This window comes from Coleofasciculus sp. FACHB-712, from assembly GCF_014695635.1.
Lineage (GTDB): Bacteria > Cyanobacteriota > Cyanobacteriia > Cyanobacteriales > FACHB-T130 > FACHB-T130.
In genome coordinates this window covers 1-3700 of sequence record NZ_JACJOQ010000512.1, presented here as the reverse complement: position 1 = coordinate 3700, position 3700 = coordinate 1, and the positions used below count along the sequence as shown (strand labels likewise).

The following is a 3700-nucleotide window of genomic DNA, read 5'->3' as shown; positions in this document are numbered from 1 at the left end:
AAAGCGTGTCCGATAGTCGCTGATATAGCTGTAATAACGATGACACCTAAACTGGTTTGAATGGCGACTTTGATGGTTTCTCCTAAAAGTAAAATTTGCAGCGGCACCATAATTACACCGCCACCAACCCCAAATAAACCTGCGAGTATCCCAGCAGCGCTGCCAGTGGCAATTCTGGCAAAATTTGGATTGAAGAAGATGTTTGAATTTTTAGGGATGGTATCGTGGCTACCTGGAGTTTTTAGTTCCTGTTCTTCTTCCTGCTTCTTCTTGATTGTTAGCTGCTTGCGTAGTTCAACTAAGTAAATATTTAAAAGTAGCAATAATCCAAAAGCTGCTAGCAGTAAATAAGGACGGAATTGGGTAGCTAAATAAGCACCAATTTGTGCAGTGACTACAGCAGGAAATCCAATGGCAATCACTCTTTTGAAGCTGAATAACCCCATCCGCCAGTTTTGGACGCTGCCAGAAATTGCTGTGATTAAAATTGCTAGGCTACTGGTGCCAACCGCTTGCACGGGTGTGTATTTCAAAGCGACTAATAAGGGGACAAGAACCGTACCACCGCCAATGCCTAAAAATCCCGCGAGAATTCCGGCAAAGAGTCCAGCGATCGCAAAAATCAATAAACTCGTGGTTGTCATAGTAAAAACCCCTGACGATTGAAGTCGCGGCTATACAAACAAAGCCTGCCTACGCAGACTAATAGGGATTGTATCGCTACAACTGTAGCGGCGATAATTGGGTGAGAACCTCGTCTTCTTGACCTGCTGCCCAACTAGCAAAATGCTTGGCTAAGGATGGCACGAATACCAAGGGATTTGAGAATCCGGAGAAGAGATAAGCGCCGTCTACGTTATTGAGTGCCCCAACTAAGGGAAGGCGATCGCTACTAAACGCAACCAAGCAGTGATGCCACTTTCCGGGTAGATTTTCTAGTGTTGGTAAGATTTTACCCACCGCAGCACGGAGGTTCGCTTCACTTTGGGTCGCATCAATTTTAGCGTCGGGGTTCGCGATCGCGCGGCTAATTTGACCGATGCGTAAACTGCCATCTTTGAACTGAATCGCACCCGCATCTAGAATCGGTGGAACAGGCTCATAATCGGGTTCATCCCAGAAGCGATCGCGCTCAGGGATAGTTGCTTGGGCTTCTAGTTGAAAGCGTTTGATTTCTGCTGGCATCACCGTTGTCTGCAACTGTACATCAACGGGTGGCGTTTCGATGAGTTCGGTATGGGTGAAATACAAACGGATAGGAATCCCCGCAGCTTTGAGTAGCGTCCGACTCATTGCACCGGCACAAATAACGGTTTTGGCAGCGTGGTAGGTTGCAGTTGGGGTTTTGACTCCCTGAATCTTTGAGCCTGTGCCGAGTAGTTCCACCACCCGATCGATTTGCACCTCACCCCCAGCGCGGCGAAAAGCTTGAGTGTAGCCTTGAGTTAGTTTTTCGGGTTCAATGTGACCGTGACGAACCGTTAAAGCAGCAGCGATCGCATCTGGATTGAGTAGCGGTTCCATCTCGCAAGCTTCTACAACGCTGAGTAACCGAGGCGGAATTGCAAACTCAGCGTAGTTGGCAGCAACTTTCTCCGGATCGTCATCAGTACCAATGGTCAAAATTAAATCTAATTCGCGGAACTGGGTATCGGTGTCTAATTCCTCAGATAAAATGCGGTGACGCTCAATCCCCTCAGCACATAACTGTCGCGTCAACTCAGTTGTCCCTGACCAGTAGGCAATTCCACCATAACTATAGCGAGTGGCACCTTGCAGTGAGGCGTGTTGCTCTAACAAAAGAACCGAAAAGCCTTTGATTGCCAGTTCGTAAGCCAGCGCCGCGCCTGTAATGCCGCCGCCGACAACAATCCAGTCGTAAGTTTTCATGATTGCCATTGGTCATTCCTGCGTCTAATGACTATTTTCCTTCCCCGCGCACACACGCTCTGTAAAGCTCTGTAACCCTAACGAGCCTTGGTTTTGCCTGATTTCTGGAAATGCTTTTCGTCGATTTGAAGAACCAAAAAGCAGGCAGTTGAAGGGTGCTAAGTGCAGATGCCGACAACTCGTCTTCAGTTCAAAGGAAGGTTAACACATGGCATTCGGTCTTCGTAAATTTAATTACAAATATGTTTCAACGCTGGCGCTACTCGGTGCAGGGGCATTTCTATTGTTGAACTCCCAAGCATGGGCGACAGCACTCACTAACAACGCTTCCGGTATTCATGTTTCTAAGACTAACGTAGGCAATAATACTACCCTCCAAATAGCCGCCCAACCCCAAACCGGCGTCAATCGGCGCGTACAGTTTGCACAGGGGAGAAGCTCTACTACGATTAAGGGAGCGGTGCCCCTAGGCAAAAAAGACATCTATACTTTCAGGGCACGGAAAGGTCAAACAATTATTACAGAAATAACCTGGGAAGGCGATCGCGTAGGTGCCGATAACAACGACGAAGGACTGTCTGGCTTCACCTTCGTTTGGCCTAACGGAAAAGTGATGGAACACCCACAAAATATTTATTTCGAGGCAACATCAACAGGCGATTACCGGGTTGTGGTTGCACAGCCTTATAAGCTGACCAATTCCAGATACACATTTAAGTTGACGATTGAATAAGGAATCGGGCTTAAATAACGTATAAAGTTCGTGTTCCCTAGGGATATGGTATTGCCATGCCCCTAGGGTATTTTTATAGCCGCCCAGCACAGCCACTCAGCACTCGGTCAGCAGCTAGTAGATAATAAGAAATTTCTATGGAGTTACAAATGCAAAGCTGTCCCTGTTGCTGGAATAAGCGCTTATTTGCGTGGTTGCTATCCAAAGGCAACGCTGGATATGAAAAACTGGTAAGCGATCGCAAGCGCGATCTATTTTCTGACTTGCACGGCGATGTGTTGGAAATTGGCCCAGGAACGGGTGCTAACTTCCCTTATTATCCAAAAGACATTCGCTGGATTGGCATCGAGCCGAACCCGTATATGCATCCTTATCTGCGAAAAGAAGCCGAACGAAATGGCTTAAACAATCCCGATATCCGCAGTATTAGCGCCCAACGACTGGAAGCTGAAGATAACAGTATCGATGCAGTCGTTAGTACCCTTGTCTTGTGTTCGGTGCCGGATTTAACGGCAACTTTCCATGAAATCTTGCGAGTTCTCAAACCCGGCGGGCGCTTCTTGTTTCTCGAACACGTCGCCGCACCCCAAGGTACTTTCTTGCGACGGGTACAGGAGGGAGTGCGTCCAGGGTGGAAATTTCTTGCCGATGGTTGCAACCCAGACCGAGAAACTTGGGTAGCATTGGAAAACGCTGGTTTTGACCGCCTCAATTACGAGAAGTTTGAGATCGATTTCCCCATTGTTAGCCCTCAAATTGCCGGTGTCGCTACCAAGTAGCAGGATTATTTGGGAAAGTAATTGAAGTGCTTGGAGTGCGCTCTTTGTGTAGCCCCAGGTTCGCCTGAAACTCAAGTTCAAGGCTCATCGCTCAAGTCCATTGAAATAAACTAAAATTCTTAGGCAGTCTTCTCTTAGAAGACTTGATTCTGTTAGCCAGGAATTAAGCTCCGGGCGGGTAATGCGACTGGTGAAAGATGTGACAACCAACTTATCGTTAGCGTCGAGCTTAAAGTCGCCTGTAACAAGGTTGAAAGTTTATCCTAGATTGCGTCTGCATATTAGCTTTGCCGACCTT

Annotated in this window: 4 protein-coding genes; 2 read left to right on the top strand and 2 right to left on the bottom strand. The window is 47.5% G+C overall.

The features are described from left to right. Both H6F50_RS17120 and H6F50_RS17115 read right to left on the bottom strand, forming a co-directional pair. Positions 1 to 644, bottom strand: a 644-nt coding sequence (locus H6F50_RS17120) for a sulfite exporter TauE/SafE family protein (protein ID WP_190429629.1), incomplete at its 3' end; no start/stop codon positions are given. A 76-nt stretch (positions 645 to 720) separates the two neighbouring features. Then, positions 721 to 1890 (bottom strand): FAD-binding oxidoreductase, encoded by a 1170-nt coding sequence (locus tag H6F50_RS17115; protein ID WP_190429631.1) that lies wholly within the window; start codon positions 1888 to 1890, stop codon positions 721 to 723. 208 nt (positions 1891 to 2098) lie between these two features. Here H6F50_RS17115 and H6F50_RS17110 point away from each other — a divergent pair, with 208 nt between their 5' ends. Then, the gene (locus H6F50_RS17110) at positions 2099 to 2623 is read left to right on the top strand and encodes a hypothetical protein (RefSeq protein ID WP_190429628.1); all 525 of its coding nucleotides are present in this window, start codon (positions 2099 to 2101) and stop codon (positions 2621 to 2623) included. A 137-nt stretch (positions 2624 to 2760) separates the two neighbouring features. Further along, positions 2761 to 3402 (top strand): class I SAM-dependent methyltransferase, encoded by a 642-nt coding sequence (locus H6F50_RS17105; RefSeq protein WP_199292213.1) that lies wholly within the window; start codon positions 2761 to 2763, stop codon positions 3400 to 3402. Positions 3403 to 3700: the final 298 nt, after the last annotated feature.